General features: G+C 66.0%; 14 protein-coding genes. 10 read left to right on the top strand and 4 right to left on the bottom strand.

What is annotated here, in order from left to right; genetic code table 11:
* Nucleotides 1-30: 30 nt before the first annotated feature.
* From PGN12_14565 to PGN12_14555, 3 genes are all read left to right on the top strand, one after another.
* Nucleotides 31-351, top strand: coding sequence for a hypothetical protein (locus PGN12_14565; GenBank protein ID MEH3105109.1), 321 nt, complete (start codon nucleotides 31-33; stop codon nucleotides 349-351).
* 80 nt (nucleotides 352-431) lie between these two features.
* Complete coding sequence (rlmJ, locus tag PGN12_14560; GenBank protein ID MEH3105108.1) at nucleotides 432-1,262, top strand: 23S rRNA (adenine(2030)-N(6))-methyltransferase RlmJ; 831 nt, start codon at nucleotides 432-434, stop codon at nucleotides 1,260-1,262.
* A gap of 166 nt (nucleotides 1,263-1,428) precedes the next feature.
* Entirely contained in the window at nucleotides 1,429-2,229 is an 801-nt protein-coding gene (locus PGN12_14555; GenBank protein MEH3105107.1) for a transporter, read from the top strand.
* 12 nt (nucleotides 2,230-2,241) lie between these two features.
* On the opposite strand, the gene PGN12_14550 is transcribed toward PGN12_14555, so the two are convergent.
* Together PGN12_14550 and PGN12_14545 are read right to left on the bottom strand one after the other, a co-directional pair.
* Nucleotides 2,242-2,907, bottom strand: coding sequence for an anti-sigma factor (locus PGN12_14550; GenBank protein ID MEH3105106.1), 666 nt, complete (start codon nucleotides 2,905-2,907; stop codon nucleotides 2,242-2,244).
* Entirely contained in the window at nucleotides 2,904-3,395 is a 492-nt protein-coding gene (locus PGN12_14545; protein ID MEH3105105.1) for a sigma-70 family RNA polymerase sigma factor, read from the bottom strand. The genes PGN12_14550 and PGN12_14545 overlap by 4 nt, the downstream gene beginning before the upstream one ends.
* A gap of 118 nt (nucleotides 3,396-3,513) precedes the next feature.
* Between PGN12_14545 and PGN12_14540 the strand changes: the two genes are divergently transcribed.
* Together PGN12_14540 and PGN12_14535 are read left to right on the top strand one after the other, a co-directional pair.
* Nucleotides 3,514-4,707: a S8 family serine peptidase gene (locus PGN12_14540; protein ID MEH3105104.1), complete on the top strand. Its 1,194-nt coding sequence runs from the start codon at nucleotides 3,514-3,516 to the stop codon at nucleotides 4,705-4,707.
* Between the two features lie 71 nt (nucleotides 4,708-4,778).
* The gene (locus PGN12_14535) at nucleotides 4,779-5,594 is read left to right on the top strand and encodes a hypothetical protein (protein ID MEH3105103.1); all 816 of its coding nucleotides are present in this window, start codon (nucleotides 4,779-4,781) and stop codon (nucleotides 5,592-5,594) included.
* A 42-nt stretch (nucleotides 5,595-5,636) separates the two neighbouring features.
* Here PGN12_14535 and PGN12_14530 read toward each other — a convergent pair whose 3' ends face one another.
* A complete protein-coding gene (locus tag PGN12_14530; GenBank protein ID MEH3105102.1) occupies nucleotides 5,637-7,325 on the bottom strand; it encodes an alpha-glucosidase in 1,689 nt (562 codons plus the stop codon).
* A 164-nt stretch (nucleotides 7,326-7,489) separates the two neighbouring features.
* On the opposite strand from PGN12_14530, the gene PGN12_14525 reads away from it, so the two are divergent.
* From PGN12_14525 to PGN12_14510, 4 genes are all read left to right on the top strand, one after another.
* The gene (locus tag PGN12_14525; protein ID MEH3105101.1) at nucleotides 7,490-10,357 is read left to right on the top strand and encodes a TonB-dependent receptor; all 2,868 of its coding nucleotides are present in this window, start codon (nucleotides 7,490-7,492) and stop codon (nucleotides 10,355-10,357) included.
* Between the two features lie 259 nt (nucleotides 10,358-10,616).
* Complete coding sequence (locus PGN12_14520; GenBank protein ID MEH3105100.1) at nucleotides 10,617-12,113, top strand: tryptophan 7-halogenase; 1,497 nt, start codon at nucleotides 10,617-10,619, stop codon at nucleotides 12,111-12,113.
* Entirely contained in the window at nucleotides 12,110-13,573 is a 1,464-nt protein-coding gene (locus tag PGN12_14515) for a tryptophan 7-halogenase (GenBank protein MEH3105099.1), read from the top strand. Before PGN12_14520 ends, PGN12_14515 begins: the two co-directional genes overlap by 4 nt.
* 359 nt (nucleotides 13,574-13,932) lie before the next feature.
* Nucleotides 13,933-16,704 carry a TonB-dependent receptor gene (locus tag PGN12_14510; protein MEH3105098.1) on the top strand — a complete coding sequence of 924 codons (2,772 nt, stop codon included), beginning with the start codon at nucleotides 13,933-13,935 and terminating at the stop codon, nucleotides 16,702-16,704.
* 211 nt (nucleotides 16,705-16,915) lie between these two features.
* On the opposite strand, the gene PGN12_14505 is transcribed toward PGN12_14510, so the two are convergent.
* Nucleotides 16,916-17,206, bottom strand: a complete 291-nt coding sequence (locus PGN12_14505) for a putative quinol monooxygenase (protein ID MEH3105097.1) — start codon at nucleotides 17,204-17,206, stop codon at nucleotides 16,916-16,918.
* An 871-nt stretch (nucleotides 17,207-18,077) separates the two neighbouring features.
* Here PGN12_14505 and PGN12_14500 point away from each other — a divergent pair.
* A complete protein-coding gene (locus tag PGN12_14500) occupies nucleotides 18,078-19,766 on the top strand; it encodes a ShlB/FhaC/HecB family hemolysin secretion/activation protein (GenBank protein ID MEH3105096.1) in 1,689 nt (562 codons plus the stop codon).
* The last annotated feature ends 50 nt before the right edge of the window (nucleotides 19,767-19,816 follow it).

Below are 19,816 nucleotides of genomic sequence, written 5' to 3'. Positions count from 1 at the left end.
TGATGAGGCTGGCATGCTAGTGCCGCCGACATGTCGAAATCGCACAGCACCGACGGAACGGTCACCGTCGATGATAACACCTACCATTGGCAACTCGAGCGTGAACCGCATCTGTCGGACGACGACGGCTGGAAGGGCATGACGATCGCTCTTCTCCAGCGCGATGCGAAACGCCAGGCATGGGTGGAGTTTCCGGCGCCCAAGCGGCTCTTGAAAGGCTTGCCGCGGGGACGCCTTCAACTGGACGATGCAACGATCGCCCGGTGCGTTCGCGCCGCCTTGGCGGCGGGATGGGAGCCGATGTCGCGCGGGAAGCCAATGGTCTTCATGGTCGATGCCGAAGGTAATTGAGGGCCATACAGGATCGTCGGTTCTCCCGGGGGCGACGCCCGGCATCGTTCGTTCGCCACATCGCTAGGACGTGAAGCTCAGTGAATTACCGCCATTCTTTTCACGCCGGTAACAGCGCCGACGTGGTCAAGCACAGCCTGCTGATCTCTCTCGTGCAGGCCTTACAGCAGAAACCGGGCGCGCTGACCCTGATCGACACGCACGCCGGCTGCGGGATCTACGATCTGAAGGGTGAAGATGCGCAACGTACCGGCGAGTCGACGTTGGGCGTGCAGCGCGTTTTCAGCGCATCGGATCCGCTGTTGGACGACTATCGTGCGGCCGTGCAGGCCGTGAATGTCGGAAGCGGGTCGCACCTCTATCCCGGCTCGCCGCGGATCCTGGCGCAGCTTCTGCGCCAACAGGATTCGCTGATCCTGAACGAAAAGCATCCCGAAGATGTTCGTATCCTTCGCCGCTCGATGCGCGACACCTCCGCTGCCGTCCATGAGCGAGACGCTTACGAATTCTGGTTGGCGATGGTGCCGCCACGCACCGCGCGCGGCTTGGTAGTGGTCGATCCCCCGTATGAGCAGACGGACGAACGCGACCGTATCACGGCGAGCCTTGCCGCTGCGCATCGTAAATGGGCGCATGGCGTCGTGGCGATCTGGTATCCCCTGAAGGACCGTGCGACGCACCTGCGCTGGAAGGAGCAATTGCGCCGGCTCGGGATCGCCAAGCTTCTTACGGTGGAGCATTGGCTCTACGACGACGATCAGCCTGGCATCTACAACGGCGCGGGTCTGTTCATCATCAACCCGCCCTACGCCTTCACGCAGACGCTGGCGCCCTTGCTGGAAGCGCTACGCGCTGTGCTGGCGCCGCAGGGTCACAGGGGTGAGATCGAGGTCGACTGGCTTAACGGGTAATGCGTCGTCGGTGCTGCTCGCTTGTCTCGGTCACAGGCTTTTGCAGCAAGGCGCAAGATCACCTCGCCGACCCGAGGTTCAGGTCCTCGGGACGCGCGGCGGGATGAGCATGCGCTGCCCGGATTAAAGCCCCGGCCTCGGCCGTTCTCTCCGCATGGCGAAGGTGATGCGGGGACGGAACATGCAGCGGACGGGACTGGTTGTGGCGCTGTCGGTGGCGGGGCTCGCTTTGCACCATGCGGCACCGGTTGCGGCTCAGGTGATCGTATCGGCAGGCACCGAGCATGGTAGCGGCACCTATGGCACTGGCCAGCGGATCGCTACATCGACGGCGTCCATCGGATTGCGCGCCAAACGCAAGCGGGTGAGCGCCTTCGCCAGTCTGCCGGTCGTCCGCGTCGATGCGCCGGGCAATGTCGTGGTGACGGGCGGCCCGCTCGGTTTGCCGATCCTGGTCGATCCGGCGCGTCCCGTCACGCGCGTTCGCCGCAGTGGGCTCGGCGATGCCGTGGTGGGTGCGTCGGTGCAGCTTGTCGAACCGCGGCAGCATCGCATCGCGCTGGCGGTGACGGGTAGCGCCAAACTGCCGACCGCATCGGCCACGCATGGCCTTGGAACCGGCAAGTCCGACGTTGCGATCGCGGTCGAGGCGGCGCGACCCGGCAAGATCACGCCCTTCGCTGCGCTCGGCTACACCGTCGTGGGCCGGTCCAGCGGGTATCGGCTGGAGAATGTCGCGACCGCACGGGGCGGGGTGGCGCTTCGGCTGGGGCAGGCCGGCGAGGTCAGCGTCGCCTACAATCACGCGTCGCGCGTCAGTCTCGGCACCGGGGGCCGGGAAGAAGTCGCGGCGGGTCTCGAAACACCTTTGTCATCGCGCCTGTCGCTGGGGATGCAGGGCAGCGCCGGACTGAGCCGCGGAGCTCCGGAAGCCGGCGCGGGGTTGCGTCTCGGTCTTCGGCTATGATCGGGGAGGGGGTCAGCGCCAGCCGCGTTGGCGGGCGCTGGCCTCAGCTGCGGCGTCGAGCGGGTCGCCCGCCATCATCGCCTGTGCTTCGCCCAGCAAGGTCGCGTCGCCCGAGCCCGCCTGCCGATAGCCAGCCCCCGTCGCGTTTTCGCTGCCCGGCGCGGTTCGCACCAGCCGCCACCTGCTGCCGTCGCGACAGGCGATGCCGTCCAGCGCGCGACCCGCGAAGACCCGGCAATAGCTGCCCTGCCGATCGAGGAAACTGACGAGCAACCGGGGATCGCCATCGCTCGATGCGAGACGCTGGTCGAGCGCCGTTTCGAGCATGCCGCTGGCATGATCGCCGGTGCCGGGTGTCTGATGCCACGGCGTCGCCAGCCCGATGGCGAGCGCAAGCCCGGCGGCGACCGCTCCCGCGGGCCACCAGCGAGTGACAGGGGGGCGGCGTGGCGAAAGCGCGACGACGTTGTCGGTCAGCAGCGTCGAGAGCCGATCGGGTGCCGCTTCCTCGCCGACTGGCGCAAAGGCACGGCTGATCCGTTCACGCAACGCGCGGTGTTCCGCGACGCGGCCTGCCAGAACGGGATCGCCGGCCATCGCGCGCTCGACGCGCCGGGCGGCGAGCGGATCGAGTTCGCCGTCTGCATAGGCGATCAGCAGCGCGTCATCGATCGTCATGCCGCTTCTCCCATCCGCGCCAGCAAGGTCTGGCGTCCGCGCACGAGGCGCGACGTCAGCGTGCCCATCGGCACGTCCAGCACCGCCGCCGCCTCCTTATAGGCCAATCCCTCGACCAGGACGAGCGCGACCGCCTCGCGCTGCTCGTCGGGCAGTGCCTCCATCGCGCGCTGGACCTGCGCCAGCTCCAATCGTGCCTCGATCGCGCGGGCGCCGTCCTCTCCGACCGCCACTCCGGCATCCTCGGGCAGGAACGTTTCGGCGGCCCGTCGGCGGGCGCGTCCCTGATCGATCCAGGCGTTGCGCGTGATGCGGTACATCCAGCTGTCCATCCTCGTTCCGGGCTGCCATTGGTTGCGCGCGGTCAACGCCTTTTCGATCGCCACCTGGCACAGATCGTCGCCATCGGCGGCGTTGCGCGACAGCGAGCGGGCAAACCGCCGCAGGCGCGGCAGGATCGCCAGCAATTCGTCCTCGAACCTCGCCAATGTCGCTCCGATTTCCCTTGCCGAAGGATGAAACGGATGCCGATGGCCGTTTCATCCCGATGATGGCATATTCGGGGCGATGATGGCGAGGTTCGGGCGGCTCACTGCGGCGACGCTGATGGCGATGGTAGGAGGCGCGGCGAGTGCTCAGCTGCTTCCGGCGATGCCGGGCATCGGCGAGCTGACGCCCGCACTGCGGCCGGTGACCGACGCGGTCGCCCACGTGTCGGAGCGCGGTGCACGCGCGCTTGAAGCCTTGCGCCTGGATCGTGTCAGCGCCTTGGTACGGCGCTATCCCGACCGGATCGTGCGGGACCCGCAAGGATTCGCGGCGCGCGCAGGCGAATTGGTGCTGACCGAGCCCGATGCCGCAACGGTCGCAGCCGCGATCCAGCGGGGCTATCGCGTGATCGAAAGCGGCGACTTGCTCGGCGTGGGCTTCACCCGGCTGGCGGCACCGCCCGGCCGCGGCCTTGCCGCAGCGTTCCGCGAGTTGCGTCGCCTCGGCGCGCGCGACGTCGCGGCCGATCAACTGCACTCCGAAAGCGGCGTGACCGCCGCCCGAGCCTTCACCACCGCTACGCCGAACCCGCCCGACACCGCGACGCCGCGCGTCGGCGTGATCGACGGCGGTGTCGACGGGGTGGTCGATCAGCGCGGCTTCGCGATCGGCGCGCCCAGAACGAGCGCGCATGGCAGCGCGGTCGCCTCGCTGATCGCGGGGCGCGGACTGGTCCGCGGCGCGGCGCCGGGCGCACGGCTGGTCGTCGCCGACGTCTATGGTACCGACCCTGCCGGCGGCAACGCGACCGCCATCGCCAAGGCGCTGGCCTGGCTGGCCGGGCAGGGGGTTTCGGTGGTGAACGTCAGCCTCGTCGGCCCGGCCAATCCGCTCCTCGCCCGCGTGGTTGCGGCGGCGCAGGCGAAGGGCGTGCTGATCGTCGCTCCGGTCGGCAATGACGGCCCGGCCTCGCCGCCGAGCTTCCCCGCCTCTTATCCGGGCGTCATTGCGGTGACCGGCGTCGATGCGCGCAATCGCATCCTGATCGAGGCGGGACGGGCGACGCATCTCGACTATGCCGCACCCGCCGCGGACATGTTGGCGGCATCAGCGGACGGACGCGCGGCGGCGGTGCGCGGGACGTCGTTCGCCGCGCCGCTGGTCGCGGGGCGGCTCGTGCTGACCTATCCCTCGGTCAACCCAGGCCGTCGCGCCGCGGCAATCGAAGCGCTCGATCGCGCCGCCCGCCCGCTTGGCTCGCGCTACGGACGCGGTTTGGTGTGCGATGATTGTCGCACGACGCCGCGCTGAATTTTTCGGGATTAAACCCGACCGGCCATCCGTTCTCCGATCAGACACCCAACAGCTGAAGGAGGATTGACATGAAAAAGTGGCTGATCGGCACTGCCCTGTGCCTGATGACCGTTTCGCCCGCCGCGGCCCAGCTGCTGGGCGGTGCCGGTGGCGGCATGCTCGGCGGCACCCTGGGTGGGGCCGGCACGGGCAGCGCTGGGGGGATGTTCGGCGACACGATCGGGCGCACGACCGGAACAATCGCGTCGATCGGCTCGGCGCAGGGACGGCGAAGCATTGACACCCGTAGCGGGCGGGCGAGCGCCTCCGGCAGCGCGGCGAGCGGATCGGCGCTGAGCGGCGACACGGACCTTGCTGGGCGCGCGATCGGCGGTTCGGCCGGCGGATCCGGCGCGGCCGCGGGATCGGCGGACGCGCAGCTCGTCGGCACCGATGCGCTTGCGGACACGGCTCGGAGCGGTGTCGCCGCTGCCCGTGGCGCGGTGTCGCAACTGCGCAACGCCGGTGGCGCAGCGCAGGATCGTACCCGGACGACGGCTGGACAGGCTTTTGCGGGTGCGGGCGATGCAACGGGACACGGCGGAGCGGCCGGTAACCTGGGCGGCGGGCAATTGGCACTGGCGGGCAGCGCGGCGGCAGAAGGTGCCGGCAGCTTCGACGTGACTCGCGGGATGAATGTCGCCGATGCACGCGGACGCGTGATCGGGACGGTTCAGGCGGTGCGAGCCGGTGCGAACGGTGCGATCGAGGCAGTGACGGTCGCCGTCGGCAACCGGCTGGCGCAATTGCCCGCCGCCAACTTCAGCGGATCGGGCGATGTCCTGGTTTCTCAGATGAGCAAGGCTGACGTCGCGCGCACGGCCAAGGATCAACAGGCGCAGTAATGCTGGCCGCTCGGGCGCACCCAGGAACGGGTGCGCCCTCATCTATCGCCTGAAACGAATGATGCAGGTGTCGTACGCGCCGACCGACAGGCCGGCGCCGCCATGTCCGGAGGCGCAGGTCTTTGCGCCGAGCTGCGGGGCTCCGCCCTCGAATCCTTCGAGTGACGGCATCGACGGGGTGTCGCCGGTATTGGCGAGGACGACCGCGCCGTTCCGGTCGGCGGCCTCGCGCGCGAAGGCGAAGACCTTCGAATCGCTGCTTTCGAGCGGGACGTAGCGGCCGCTGCGGAACACCGGATCGGTCTTCCGCATGGCGATGAGCGATCGATACCAGTTGAGCAGCGATGCCGGGTCGCGTTCCTGCGCGACGACGTTGGTGACGGTATAGCGCTGGTTGGCAGGCAGCCACGGCGTCCCGGTCGAAAAACCCGCATTGGGTGCCGTGCTCCATTGCATCGGGGTCCGCGCACGGTCGCGCTCGTCGCTGCGGGGACGGTTGGGACCGAGCGGGACCTTGGCGAGCGTCGCCTTGTCCATGTCGGCCATCCCGATCTCCTCGCCATAATAAAGGAGCGCGGTGCCGGGATTGAGCAGGGTCAGCGCGGCGGTCATCTTGCCGATCAGCGCATCGTTCTTGCCGTCGCCGAACTCGCTATACTGGCGCGACTGGTCGTGGTTGCTGAAGAACTCGACCGGAGTAAGTCCGTCGAGCTGCGTCGCGGCCTCGTCGTAACGGCGCTTGAAGGTCGCGGCATCGAGCTTGTCGATATTGCCGACCAGGAAGTTCATCGGCAGATGGATCTCGTCCTTGTTCTTGCCGTACACTGCCCGGAGCTGCTGGATACTGCGGGTCGAGGATTCGCCAAGCAGGACCGGGTTGCCGGGATAGCTGTCGACGATCTTGCGCATTTCACGCAGCACGGCGTTGGTGCCGGGAAGCTGCGAATTATATGGCTTCAGCCACACCGGATCGCCACTTTTCGGATCGGGATCTTGGGGCCAGGCCTGGTCTTCGAAGAGATAGGGGGTGGCATCCAGCCGAAATCCTGCCGCGCCATGGTCCAGCCAAAAGCGTACGACGTCGAACATTGCCTTTTTCAGGCCCGGACTGGACCAGTTGAGGTCGGGCTGTTGCGACAAGAAGATGTGGTAGTACCATTGCTTGCGTGTCTCGTCCCAGGTCCAGGACGGGCCGCCGAAGATCGATTGCCAGTTGGTCGGTGGCGTGTCGGGAGCACCATCGCGCCAAATATACCAGTCTGCTTTCGGATTGGTGCGCGAACGGCGCGATTCCTTGAACCACGGGTGCTCGGCGGAGCTGTGATTGACGACGAAATCGACCATCACGCGGATGCCGCGCTTCTTCGCCTCTGCGACCAGCCGGTCCCAGTCCGCCATCGTGCCATATTGCGGATCGACCGCGGTATAGTCGGCGACGTCATAGCCGAAGTCGGCGTTGGGTGAGGGGAAGAACGGCGTCACCCAGATCGCATCGACGCCAAGCGCTTTCAGATAGTCGAGCCGTGACGTGATTCCGGGCAGGTCGCCGACCCCGTCGCCGTTGCTGTCCTGAAAACTGCGCGGATAGATTTCATAGATGACGGCGTGTTTCCACCATGGAACCGTCTCCGCCTTTACACCAGGAAGGCGCTGCGCAGCGACACCGCCCGACAAGAACAAAGCGCTTGATAGCGCTACCGGAAGCATCGCACGCATCAAAGTCTTCGCCATAGATCGCATCCTCTCTAGGCGGTGGTCCGCCGACTGGCTATTTCATGAAGATAACGGCAATTTTTGCGATTGCAATCGATTGCAGAGGCGAGTATCCGATTCGCATAACTTGAATGCCACGGCGAGTGAACTGGCCGGGCATCGCAAAGGAGGGGACTTCAGGAATGACGACCACACGGCAATTGCTCGTATGCTCGACCGCCGCGCTCGCGCTGCTCGCCAGCCAGTCGGCCGCCGCACAGACCAACGTCGTTCCCGAACCCGCCCCGGCAAGCGATCCCGCCGCTGCCCAGTCGGTCGACGACAACGCATCGGTGCCGCAGGACATCGTCGTCACCGGCTTGCGTGCCAGCCTGGAGCGCGCACAGGCATTGAAGAAGAACAGCACGTCGGTGATCGAGGCCGTTTCCGCCGAGGATATCGGGAAGCTGCCGCAGTCCAGCGTCGCGGATTCACTGGGACGTCTCGCCGGTCTGGCCGGCGAGCGTCGCTCGGGCCGCATCAGCGGGATTTCGGTGCGCGGTTTCCGCGAGGACTTCGTCGGCACGACGCTGAACGGTCGAGAACTGATCGGCATCGGTGACAATCGCGGGGTCGAATACGATCTGTACCCGGCCGAGATCGTCGGCAGCGCGGTCGTCTACAAGACGCCCGACGCCGGGCTGACCGCGATGGGCGTCGGCGGCACGGTCGACATCCGCACCGTCCGTCCGCTGGAGCGCAAGCGCGCGCTGATCGTCAACGGCAGCGTCGAGCAGAATGGCCAGCCATCGCGGAACCCCGATTTCAGCAACCGCGGCTATCGCCTGGCGCTGTCGTTCAGCGACAAGTTCGCCAACGACACGATCGGCATCGCGCTGACCGCGGCGACCACCTCCTCGCCGGTTCAGAACCAGTTCTCGAGCGTCTGGGGCTATGCCGACGACGCGGTCACCTCCGGCCCGAACGCGGGCAAGCAGGTGGTGTCCGGTTATGAAGCCGCGGCACGCTCGCGCGTGCTGAAGCGTGATACGCTGGCCGGCGTCGTACAATGGCGGCCGGACGAGAAGTTCACGGCGACGGTCGATGCGCTCTACATCGACTTTTCGGACAAGGGCATCTCGCGCGGCTTCATCGAGCAATTGCCGGTCGCCGCGGACGGCAGCGGCATCTTGAGTGCGGAGGGCGATCTGGTCACCTCGGCCCGCACCAGCGGCTATAATTCCGTGCTGCGCAGCGATCCGCTCGACAAGCAGGGCAAGCTCTTCGTCGTCGGCGGCAATTTCGCCTACAAGCCGACGTCGAACCTCGACCTGACGCTCGACGTCTCGCATTCGGACAGCAGCAAGAACGACACGCGTGGCGAGAGCTATTCGGGTCTGGGACGCGCGGGCCTGCGCTCGCAGGGGCCGAACACGATCCGGCAGTGGAACTATACCGATCGCGGCCTGATGTTCTCGAACAACAGCCAGACGTTCGACGATTATTCGGTCGTGAAGCTGGCTGGTCCGCAGTCATGGGGCGGCAGCCTGGCGCCGATCACGGAGCTGGACACGCCCGCGGCACGCGCCGCCGGCATCGGCTTCGCGCAGGCGCAGGACGGGTTCGTCAACTCGGCGCTGTTCGACGAATTCCTCAACGCCGGGCGGCTGGAGGCGAACTACCGCTTCGACGATAGCGTGCTGAAGTCGGTCAGCGTCGCGCTACGCTATTCGGATCACAAGAAGTCCAAGACGAACCAGGGCTTCTTCCTGACCGCGCAGACCTACCCCTCCGACGGACCGATCCCCGAGGACGCGCGCCGCGGCGTCGCCGACCTCAACTGGGCGGGGCTGGGCAATGTCGTCGCCTATGATGCGCTGGGGCTCATCAACAGCGACTTCTACACGCGCTGGGATGCGGGCGCGCTGGAGCCGGATCGTCTGGGCGATACCTATGCGATCCGCGAGAAGGTGTGGCAGCCATCGATCAAGGCCGATTTCGAGGTCACGACCGATGCGGTGCGGATGTTCGGTAACGTCGGCGTGCAGGCGCTGATTACCGATCAGCGCGGCACCGGCTTCACCTCGCTGGTCGGGTCGAACCTGCGCGTGCAGGCGACCCCGATCGCCGACGGGGCGAAATATACGCGGGTCCTGCCGAGTCTGAACCTGAACTTCGATCTGGGCAACGGACATACCGTTCGCTTCGCGGCATCGAAGGTGGTGAGCCGTCCGCGCATCGACTATCTCAATCCGGGCTCGTCGGTGAAATTCCGCAACAACGTGGCGGAAGTGACCAGCACCGATCCGGCACGCGGACCGTGGCTGTCGACCGGCGGCAATGCGCGACTGCGCCCGTATGAGGCGAACCAGCTGGACCTGAGCTACGAATTCTATTTCGCGCCGGACGGCTTCGTCTCCGCCTCGGGCTTCTACAAGAAGCTGCTGAACTGGAACGTGCAGAGCACGACGATCCGCGACTATACCGAATTCTACATTCCCGGTTATCACCGCGCGGTCAGCAGCGACGGCCAGACGGTCTATACGCCGGCCACGTTCCTGGGCGTCGACACCACCTATCGCGGTGGGCTGCGCGGCGAGGTGAAGGGGATCGAGCTGCAGGGATCGTTCCCGCTGCGCATCCTGACCGGCGCCCTCGACGGCTTCGGCGTCACCGGGGCGGCGGCGTTCACCGATGGCGGGCTGGACGACGATCTCGACATTCCGGGCCTGTCGGCGCGAGTGTTCCAGGCGACGGCCTATTTCGAGAAATATGGCTTCTCGGCACGCGTCTCGGCGAACAGCCGGTCGAAGTGGGTGTCGGAGGATCGCGGCGGCAGCAACACGATCGCGCCGCTCAACCGCAGCGGCCAGACGCTGGTCGACGCGCAGATCGGTTATGACTTCGCGGGCACCAACATCCGCTATCTGCAAGGGCTGCGGGTGTCGTTGCAGGCGATGAACCTGACCAATGCGCGCGATACCTACTCCGACTCCGAGACGGGGCTGTTCCTGCGCAACGAGCAGTTCGGTCGCAACTTCATGCTGAACCTGACCTACGCGATCTTCTGATCGTCGGTGCGCGTGTCACCCCGGCGCCAGCCGGGGTGGCCGCGTGGAGCGGCACGCCCGAGAGTGTGATCCATCCAAGCTGAAGCGTCACCCCGGCGAAAGCCGGGGCCCAGTTGGGGGACGCTGATGATGTAGGTCGCGCCTTAATCTCGTAGACCTTCCCAACTGGGCCCCGGCCTTCGCCGGGGTGACGATGGGAAGTGGTTCAAACCGGGTGGATCACACTCTAAGACGGCGGACGAACCGGGGAGGAAGCCGCATGTCAGCAGCGATCGAGCGGGTCGTCATCGTGGGCGGCGGCACCGCAGGGTGGATGACCGCCGCGTTGCTGGTCCGCGTGCTGGGCGACCAGATCGCGATCGAGCTGGTCGAATCCGAAGAGATCGGGATCATCGGCGTCGGCGAGGCGACGATCCCGCCGATCCAGCACGTCAATGCGACGCTCGGGATCGACGAAGCCGAGTTCCTGCGCGAGACCAAGGCGACGATCAAGCTGGCGATCCGCTTCGACGATTGGGGCGCGATCGGCGATCGTTACTTCCACACCTTCGGCACCGCGGGGCGCAACACCGGCTTCTGCGCCTTCCACCATTACTGGCGACGCGCGCGCGCGGCGGGGGCCGGGCTGGACTATTGGGACTTCGATCTCAACTATCTGGCGGCGCGCGAGGGACGTTTTGCCAAGCTGCGCGCCGGCGACCCGGACTATGCGCTGCCCTATGCCTATCACTTCGATTCCGCGCTCTACGGCCAGTATCTGCGCCGCTACAGCGAACGGCGCGGGGTACGTCGCACCGAAGGCATGATCGCGAACAGCCGGCGGGATGCCGCGACGGGCGCGATCACCACGCTGGTGCTGCGCGACGGGCGCGAGATCGCGGGCGACCTGTTCGTCGATTGCTCGGGCGCGCGCGGCCTGCTGATCCAGCAGCAGTTGAACGTCGGCTACGAGGACTGGAACCACTGGCTGCCGTGCGACCGCGCGCTGGCGGTGCCGTCGCGGCTGACCGGGCCGACCGATCCGTTCACGCGTGCGACCGCACGCGCCGCCGGCTGGCAGTGGCGGATCCCGTTGCAGCACCGTGTCGGCAACGGGCTGGTCTATAGCAGCCGGCACCTGAGCGACGATGCCGCCGCCGATCTGTTGCTCGGCTCGCTGGAGGGCGAGGCGCTGGCCGATCCGCGACCGATCGCGTTCCGCACCGGTCGCGCGCGTCGGCAATGGGATCGCAACGTCGTGGCGATCGGTTTGTCGAGCGGCTTCCTCGAACCGCTGGAGTCGACCAGCATCTACCTGATCCAGTCCGCGACCGTGCGGTTGCTGCACCTGTTTCCCGGTCGTGGCATCGATCCGCGGGCGGTGCGCGAGTATAATCGCCAGTCGCAGCTCGAATATGAGACGGTGCGCGACTTCATCATCCTCCATTATCATGCCACGCGCCGCGACGATTCCGCCTTCTGGCGCGACCTGCGGGCGATGCCGCTGCCCGAGCGGCTGGCCGCCAAGATCGCGCTGTTCGCGGCGACGGGCACGCTGTCGCAGGACCCGTTCGACATCTTCATGGAACCGTCGTGGGTGCAGGTGATGCTGGGGCAGGGGATCGTCCCGGCAGCGCATCACCCGCTCGCCGACGGACCCAGCGACAGCGAGCTGCGGGAACAGCTGCGCGAGCTGGCGGCGGCGCGGCGCGCGCCGGTCGCGGCGATGCCGACGCACGATGCCTTCCTCGACGCTTTCGGCGGTCGCGCGCCGTGACCCCTCCGCCGGGGCGGATCGCGATCCTGGGCGGCGGCAGCGCGGGGTGGATCACCGCCAACCTGCTGGCGCGCGCGTGGCCGACGAGCCGGATCACCCTGATCGAGTCCCCGGAGATCGGGACGATCGGGGTGGGAGAGGGGTCGACGCCGTCGCTGAAGCGCTTCTTCGAGATGATCGGCATCGCCGAGGACGAATGGATGCCGCGCTGCCAGGCGACCTACAAGGTCGGGATCCGCTTTGCCGGCTGGAGCCCGGCCGCGCCGTGGACCGACTATCGCCATCCGTTCACGACGCAGGTCGACGTGCATACCGAGGAGGCGTTCGTGCTCAATTGCCGCAACCGGCGATTGGGTCATGACGTGCCGGTGCGGCCCGACGATTTCCTGCTGAACGGCGTGCTGGCGGCGCGCGGGCTGGCGCCGCGTGCGCCGCCGCACTTTCCGTTCCGGATCGAATATGGCTATCATTTCGACGCCGGCTTGCTGGGCGCGTTCCTTCGCGACACGGCGGTGGCGCGCGGCGTGGCGCACCGCGCGGCGCGCGTGAACGGGGCGATGCGCACGGCGACCGGCGATGTCGCGGCGCTGGTGCTCGACGGCGGCGAGCGGATCGCGGCGGACCTGTTCGTCGATTGCAGCGGCTTTGCCGGGCTGTTGATCGAGAGGACGCTCGGCGTGCCGTTCGTCAGCTATCGCGGTCAATTGTTCAACGATGCCGCGGTGGTGGTGCAGACACCGCTGACCGGGGCACCGGCGGTCGAGACCCTGTCGACCGCGCTGTCGGCGGGCTGGTGCTGGTCGATCCCGCTGCGACACCGCGTCGGGCACGGCTATGTCTATGCCGGCGACTTCCTGTCCGCCGAGGCGGCGGAGCAAGCGTTGCGGACCGCCAGCGGCTGTGGTGCGGCGGCGACGGTGCGGCACCTGCGGTTCCGGACCGGGCGGATGGCGCGGCATTGGGAGCGCAATTGCCTCGCGGTCGGGCTCGCGCAGGGCTTCATCGAACCACTGGAGGCGACCGCGCTGCATCTGGTGCTCAACACCGTCGAGCAGTTCATCGGGCATCACGCGACGGGCGCGCGCGACGCGTTCAACGCCGTTATATCGGCGCGCTTCGACGGCGTGCGCGACTATATCGCCGCGCATTACAAGCTCACCACGCGTACCGACAGCGACTATTGGCGCGCCTGCGCCGCGAACGAGGACCTGCCCGACGCGCTGCTGGCGATCCTCGACGCCTGGTTCCGGCGCGCCGATCTGGCGGAGGCGCTCGGTCGGGCCGGCGAGCGTGCGCAGTTCGGCAACCTGTCGTGGCACTGCCTGCTTGCCGGCTATGGCGCGTTTCCGCCGGTGACCCAGCCGCCGCGCGATGACGTCGACTTCTACGCCGCGCGAGGCGTCGCGCGCTTCGTGGAGGGGTGCAGTCGCAACTTCGATCCGGCGTCCTACGCGGGCTAGGCGTCCGCTCGGACCAGCGCGCTGCACGTCGGGTCGCGTCGCCTGGACCCGGCGCAGGAAGAATGCCGCCCTCCGGCGCGCTCTCGAGTCGGGAAGGCTCATTGTTGATGTCCAACAATATATATGCTGCCCAAACCTGCGGGTAAGTAACAAATTTTGTTTTCTATCAGTGGAATAGCGTCAATGCGAAGAGTTCGTGGCGCTCTATTGCCTATGATAACTCGGACATATATGATGTTACCCGCATCGAGATAGTCGAGCGAACAAGGAGGGGGTTTATGAAAGCTGCATTGCTTTGCGGCGCGGTGTTCTTCGCCTGCGTGTCGTCACCCGTCGTGGCACAATCCAACGCGAATTCAGTGGCTGATACCGGCACGCCGCTAGCCGACACACCCGCACAGCCGCAAGCGCCATCGGAGGTCAGCAACCCCGACGACATCGTCGTCACCGGGATCCGGAGCAGCCTCCGCTCGTCCGTCGCGACCAAGCGCAACGCCGAAAACATCGTCGATTCCATCTCCGCCGAAGATACCGGAAAGTTCCCGGACAATAACGTCGCCGAATCGCTCCAGCGGATCACCGGCGTCGCGATCGACCGGTCGGGTGGTGAAGGTCAGTTCATCACGGTTCGCGGCCTCGGGCCGGAGTTCAACACCGTGCTCGTCAACGGCCGCATCATGGCGACCGACAATGACGGACGCGAATTCTCATTCGACGTCCTGTCGTCGAACATGATCCAGCGCACCGACGTCTATAAATCGTCGCTGCCGCAATTGCAGGAAGGCGGTATCGGCGCGACCGTCAACGTCGTCACCGCGCGACCGCTCGACGGCAAGTCGGGCCTGCACGTCGCGGCGGCGGCCGGCGGCATCTATGACGGCCTTGCCAAGAAGCTGAGCCCGGACGTGTCGGGCGTCATCAGCTGGACGAACGAGGACAAGACGTTCGGCGCGTTGCTGTCGGCGTCCTATACCGACCGCAAGAGCCAGCGCGACTTCGTCGATCTCAACGGCTGGATCTACGGCCCGGAAGGGGTGATCAACGGTACGGCCAGTTCGACAGGGCTGGGTGCGTCGTCGCTCATCACGCGCGACGGCATCCACACCCCGCGCAACCTGAACTTCAACCGCGAAGCCAACGACCGCGAACGCATCAACCTGTCGGGCTCGATCCAGTCGCAGATCAACGACAACCTGCTGCTGACCGTCGACGGGCTCTATTCGCGATTCAACGTCACCAGCACGAACCGCTTCTTCGGCATCTTCTACACGCCGCGCTTCATCGGCGTGACCACCGATGCCAACGGCACCGTCACCGGCTTCAACCGCCCCGGTTCGCAGTTCCTCGCGGCGAATCCGGCGCTGACCGATCCGTCGTTGAAGGACGATCGCGTGACGCTGTCGCAGAACGACAACATCGTCACCGGGCAACAGCGCAAGACCGAGAGCTTCCAGATCGGGACCAACCTGGCCTGGGACGTCAGCGACCGGATTCAGCTGAAGTTCGACGCCTCCGCGACGCAGGCCACCCGCAACCAGCCGCGCTACTTCCTGGTCGTCGGCTCACTTGCGCAGACCTCGCCGCGGTTCGACCTCACGCCCGAGAATGATCTGCCGACCGCATCGAACCTCGGCCCGATCACCGACGCCAGCCTGATGCGGGCGCACTACGGCCTGAACGAATTCGTTCGCGTCAAGGACAAGGGCGTCGAACTCCACGCCGACGGCACGTACAAGATCGACAATGGAATCGTTAAATCGCTGATGTTCGGCGCCGCCTACAATCAGCGCCGCAAGACCCGCACATTGGCCGACAATTCGGACTCGGTCTGTACCTATTGCGGCTATGACGTGCCGATCCCGGCCAATCTGGTCACTCCCTACACGCTCGACGGATTCCTGTCCAAAGCGTCGGGCAGTGAGAACATCCCCAGGTCGTTCTTCACCTTCGACCCTGCGGCGGTGTTTGCCTACATCTCCCAACCCTCCGTGCTCGCGACGCCGCGGCAGGGACGCACCGCCGCGCAACAGGCCGCCGAAGCGGCGCGCGTACAAGCGCTCGCGGGAGGGCCGTATGGCCTGCGTAATCGCCCGGCACAGACGCTGGACGTGCAGGAGAAAGTCGTTGCCGGCTACGTCAATGCCAACTTCGGCGGCGACAATTGGTCGGGCAATGTCGGCGCGCGCTTCATCGACACGCGCGTCACCTCGCGCGGTTTCGGCCAGCAGGTGGTCAGCATCTTCGTCAATCCCGGCGACGACAATCTGAACTTCACCTTCGGCCCGCCACAGGCGATCAAGGTCGACAATCATTATTCCGACCTCCTGCCGTCCGCGAACCTGAAATATGAGCTGACGTCGCGGATGTTCCTGCGTGCCGCGGTGTCGAAAACCGTCACCCGACCGACGTTGACCTCGCTGGGCGTCGACAACAGCTATTCGGGACGGATCACGTCCGCCACGTCGGGGGGCGGCAATCCGCTGCTCAAGCCGTTCCGGTCGACCAACTACGACGTGTCGTACGAATACTACCTCAACGATATCAGTTATGTCAGCGTGTCGGGCTTCTACAAGCAGTTCTCCGACTTCCTCGAGAGCCAGACGCTACCGGTCGCTTTCGCCGGTTATACCTTCCGGGACACCCGGACCCGGAACGGTCAGACCGGTTCGATCGCCGGCGTCGAGATCGGCGGCCAATATGCGTTCGACAAGCTGCCCGGTGCCCTGTCCGGTCTCGGCGTGGCCGGCAATTACACCTATGTGACCAGCAGCGTCTCGCGCAATTCGGGCACCAGCGATACGCAATGCGGCTACAACGGTCTGTCGCCGCATTCGGCGAACGGAAGCGTGTTCTACGAGAAGTTCGGCGTCCAGGCGCGCGTCTCGTACAACTGGCGGTCGTCGTTCCTGCGCCAGTGTTTCGGCGCGGCGTCGCGTCCCGAAAACCGCGCCGCTTACGGTCAGCTCGATGCCAGTATTGCCTATGACATCACACCGGAAGTGCAGGTCTATGCGCAGGGTGTGAACCTCACCAGCGCCTATGTTCACGATTATTCGGTGCTCGAGGAACGCTTCCTGCTGCTCCAGAACACCGGTGCCCGTTACCTGTTCGGTGTCCGGGCGCGCTTCTGACCGCATCCCCCCTGCCTCCCCGGCATCCGCCGGGGAGGTCCCTTTCGCCGCTGCGTCGCACACCCCCGGCAGAGCGCGAAGACGATCATCACGTCGCCCGTATGCCGCGCCAGATGCGCGGCGGTATCAAGATGAGCCCTTGGCCCATCAGGCAGGTCTGGCCTGCGCGTGCGATCGGAACGGGCAACAACTTCCGTTCGCCAGGCTGGGGTCAGGATGGAAGCGGGTCCATCAGAATGAACGTGGCTTTTTGCCGCTGATGGGCATTGATGAGCGGAACCAGTCTCGTGAAATGCTCTGTCCTGCAGTGGACGTCCAGCGCCGCCCGATCGGGCCATTCCTCGACGAAAATGAAATGTCCGGGATCTTTCTGGTCGACGTAGAGATCGTAGGCGATGCAGAGATCTTCCTGCCGGGTTTTCTCGACGAGTTCGCGGTAGAACGGCAAGACGATGTCGATCGCTTCGGAACGAATGAAATCTTCTGCAATAACCTTGAGCATAGGGTGAGCCTCCATCGCGATCAGGGGTTGACGTGACGATCATTACGCCGCCGTCAGAGATCGATGCCCGCGATGCGCATCGATTTAAGGACGCTTTCCCGGGCTAAGCGACCCTGAAGCCGCCGATAAAGGACTTACGGCCATCTGGCTTACTCAAGCCGGCGAGCAGTGCCAGCACGATCGGCGTGATGGCTGGTGAAGTCCTTGCCGCGCCCTCCGTCGCGCAGCGTAGCCGGTGAGGCGGGCGCGCCATTCGCGCTGATCGCCGTCGCGGGTGAGCGTAGCACGGCCTCGCCCATCTATAAGCTTTCCAACTACGCGTCGTACGGCTCGACATTCGCCGGTACCGCCCGTCAGCAAGTATCATCACGAGGCTATCGACCAGCGAACGGCCTGGATCGCCGAAATATGGAATCCTTTCTTCGTCAATCAACGGAAAGTGGGCGCGTTAAAAATACTGTTTTCCAAGCATTTGCAATTTTCTTTGAATGCGACGATTGCCGATGTGGTTGTAAAGTAACATTTAAGTATTCATGTACCTGACCTGGATAAATTCTGAAAGCAAGAATTCGCATCATCTGGATTTTAATTTCTTCCTATGATAAGTCGGATAGAAAATAAATCGTCTGGATGCGTGTAGAGAGCGCTCTGAGCTTATATCCCGTTACTTTCAGAGGGTTGATGCGATGCCATTCTGGTTTGATCGGCGACTTCTATCGCTCGCCGCGGTGGCCAGGTTTCGACCTTCCGGCTGATCGCTGCTCACGTTCGTCCTCGTTTTCCCGCCTTTGCCCACGCGCGTCGCCGGTCCTTCGGCGCCGTGGCGGTGGCTGGTCGTCCGTCTTCCTCTTCCAATCGAAAGTCATCGCGCATGTGTCGCCCCCGATCCGCTTCGTTCCGTGCCGATCTGCTTCTGGGCGGCATCCTGCTGCCGCTGTTCTTCGCGAGCCCTGCGGCCGCACAGGTGACCCCGCCCGACGCAGGGCAGACGCTGCGCGAGACGCGTCCCGTCATGCCGGTGTCGCCGCGACCGGTCGCGGTGCCCACGATCACGATCCCGGCGGAAAAGGACGCCGCCGCTGATCCGTCGCAACGGCTGACGGTCTCCTCGATCCGCATCGAGGGGAACGTGCATCTGCCGACCGCCGAACTGCATGCGCTGGTCGCCGACCTGGAGGGGCGCGAGCAATCGCTCGGTGAATTGCGCGCGGGGGTGCGGCGGATCACCAGCCATTATCGCGAGCGCGGCTATATCGTCGCGCGCGCCTTCGTCCCCGCGCAGGAGATCGACGGCGGCGTCGTGGTCGTCCGCGTCCTCGAAGGGCAGCTGAACGGCGCGAGCGTCGTCAACCGCACGCTGGTGAAGACCGGTGTCCTTCAGCGGGTGCTCGATGCGCAGCACTTGAAGGGCAAGGTGATCACGTCCGCGACCACCGATCGCGGCCTGCTGCTGCTCGCCGACCTGCCGGGCGTCGGCAAGGTCGCGGGCAAGCTGCACCCCGGACAGGAGGTCGGCACCTCCGACCTGATCGTGACCGCCGAGCCCGGCCGACGCGCGGAGGGCAGTGTCAGCGTCGACAATTACGGCAATCGCTACACCGGTCGGAACCGGCTGAACGGTCAGGTGCAGTTCAACAGCCTGGCCGGGATCGGCGATCGGCTTTCGCTACAGGGTAGCGTCACCGATCAGGCGCTGCTCTACGGGCGTGCTGCCTATGACCTGCCGGTCGGCGGCGACGGGTTGCGGCTGGGCGCGGCGGCGTCGTCGAGCTCTTACGAGCTGGGCAAGGAGTTCGCCAGGCTCGACGCCTCGGGCGGGGTGAAGACCTACGGCGCCTATGCGCTCTACCCGCTGGTGCGCGGGCTGAACCGCAACCTGTGGCTGACCGGCAATGTCGAGCATCGCGATCTGACCGACACGATCCGCAGCGTCAAAAGCCGCACGCGCAAGGGCGCCGACGTCGCGACGGTACAGGTCTATGGCGACGCGGTCGATGCGCTGCTGGGCGGCGGCTATACCAGCTTCAGCCTGTCGGTGGTCGGCGGCCGGCTGGACGTCAGGTCGCCCGGCGCGCTGGCGATCGACCGCGCAGGGCCGCGCACGCAGGGCGACTATGCCAAGGTCACGGTCAACGTCTCGCGCCTGCAGGCCTTGACCCGCACCACCAGCCTGGCGCTTGCGCTGTCTGCGCAAAAGGCGAGCAAAAACCTCGATTCGTCGGAGAAGTTCGTCGTCGGCGGCATCTATGGCGTGCGCGCCTATCCGCAGGGCGAAGGGGCGGGCGATACCGGCTGGCTGGCCGATGCCGAGCTTCGCCACCGCTTGCTGCCGGGGCTGCAACTGGCGGCCTTCTACGACATCGGTCGCGTTCGTTTCAGCGAGGACGCCTATCTCGCCGGGCGCAACACCGCGGTACGCTCAGGCGTCGGCGCGTCGGTCACCGGCGAATACGGCCCGGTGACCGCCCGCGTCACCGTCGCGACGCGCGCCACCGGCCCCTCGGTCACCGCGCCGGACCGCAATCCCGTGGCCTGGGCATCGCTCGGCTACCGCTTCTGACGCCGAGCGCGATCCGTCGCTGACCCACTGACCATCGCGCCCTCGCGCGG

Source organism: Sphingomonas phyllosphaerae, from assembly GCA_036946405.1.
Classification (GTDB): domain Bacteria; phylum Pseudomonadota; class Alphaproteobacteria; order Sphingomonadales; family Sphingomonadaceae; genus Sphingomonas; species Sphingomonas phyllosphaerae_D.
Note: the sequence above shows the minus strand (reverse complement) of the source record. Positions and strands in the feature narration are given on the sequence as shown.